A 249-nucleotide genomic window follows, 5' to 3' on the forward strand; every position below is an offset into this window, starting at 1 on the left:
TGGCGCTCCGTCAGCGTGCGGTCATCGCCGTCGGCCTTCTTCTTGGCGTACTCCTGCAACAACGTCATCAGGCGGGCGCCGGGTTCACGGGGAATGTAGAACTCTCCTTCCACGCCGCCGCCCTTGCCGGGCCGGACCCGCAGGAAGCGCCGCTCGTAGTCGGCCTGCTCATCGCGTTCTTCGCCGTCGGGGTCGAGCACCGCCCGCAGATGGCGACCGGCTTTGGCCACCTCCGCCGCCCCCGCTTTA

General features: G+C 69.1%; 1 protein-coding gene. It reads right to left on the reverse strand.

Translation table 11 applies throughout. The annotated features are described in order from the left end of the window. Positions 1-249 (reverse strand): DUF222 domain-containing protein (locus FLX08_RS40270; RefSeq protein ID WP_142625470.1); only part of this gene is annotated, 249 nt, incomplete at both ends.

Origin of the sequence: Microbispora hainanensis, assembly GCF_006874475.1 — a bacterium.
GTDB classification, from domain to species: Bacteria; Actinomycetota; Actinomycetes; order Streptosporangiales; family Streptosporangiaceae; genus Microbispora; species Microbispora hainanensis.